The organism is Pseudomonadota bacterium (genome assembly GCA_034660915.1).
Taxonomy (GTDB): Bacteria; Desulfobacterota; Anaeroferrophillalia; order Anaeroferrophillales; family Anaeroferrophillaceae; genus DQWO01.
Genome location: JAYEKE010000171.1, coordinates 3,099 through 4,303, shown reverse-complemented (window position 1 = coordinate 4,303; position 1,205 = coordinate 3,099). Strand labels below are relative to the sequence as shown.

1 protein-coding gene is annotated in these 1,205 nt (G+C 47.6%); it reads right to left on the bottom strand.

Annotated elements, in window-relative coordinates; all coding sequences use genetic code 11:
* Nucleotides 1-204 precede the first annotated feature (204 nt).
* On the bottom strand, nucleotides 205-1,173 hold the full coding sequence (locus U9P07_10010; GenBank protein MEA2109739.1) for an ABC transporter ATP-binding protein: 969 nt from the start codon (nucleotides 1,171-1,173) through the stop codon (nucleotides 205-207).
* Nucleotides 1,174-1,205: the final 32 nt, after the last annotated feature.

Genomic DNA, 1,205 nt, shown 5'->3' with positions numbered 1-1,205 from the left:
GGTTGTTTTGACCAACTTATTTTTACGATTTAAGGTTCAGGTGGTACACGGAAAAAAGCAAGAAAAAAGCGATTATTCGGCGATGTATGTCTGCTTTTCCGTATACCTTGCACCGCACACCGTAGACCTCGCACCTCTTCTTTACCGTACGCTGCAATGACGAAGGTTACAGCATAACAAAAAAATGGAGTTTTCACGAAGCCATCAGTTATAAAGCCAGCAACAAACCTGGTGCCCAACTTCCGGCTCAACACTATCAGGACACTGGCAATGACATATATCAATGGCTTGCCGGCAGCGATTAGCAAACCGGCAGCCCGGTGGAGCATTGAGCATATCAGGGACCATTCCCGGGATGGCATCCAGCCTGGAAGCATCCTGATCAAGCCTAGGGATGGAATGTAATAAACCCTGGGTATATGGATGCAATGGCTGTCTGAAGATATCATTGACAGTTGCCGACTCCACCACCATTCCCGCATACATGATCACCACCTGTTCAGCAACTTCAGCCACTACCCCCAGATCATGGGTTATCATAATCATCGACATTCCCAGATCTTCGCGAAGCTCCTGCATCAAATCCAGAACCTGGGCCTGGATGGTAACATCCAGCGCCGTGGTCGGTTCGTCGGCAAGTAGAAGTTTTGGCTTGCAGATCAACGCCATAGCAATCATAACCCGTTGCCGCAAACCACCACTGAGCTGATGCGGATAATCATTAATCCTTTTTTCCGGCTCAGGAATTCCTACCCGGTCCAACATCGCCACCGTCATTTCCCTGGCCTGGCGACGCGATATTTTCATATGTGTCAATACTGTTTCAGCTACCTGGTTGCCAATGGTAAAAACCGGGTTCAGGGAAGTCATGGGCTCCTGAAATATCATGCCCATTTCTTTACCCCTTATCTTCCGGTACTCCTCGACAGTCAGTTGCTGCAAGTCACGTCCATCAAAATTCAGGGTTTTAGCCTCGACACTGCCGGGCGGTGAACTGATAAGTCCCATCAATGATAAGGCAGTAACACTTTTGCCGCACCCTGATTCTCCGACAATACCCAGGTTAGCACCCCTGGCAACGGTAAAACCGACACCATCTACCGCGGTTATTAAACCCTGCATGGTTTGAAAACTTACTTTAAGGTCATCCACTTTCAAGAGGATATTTTGCATTCATCATTACCATCATGAAAGATAAAAAAACT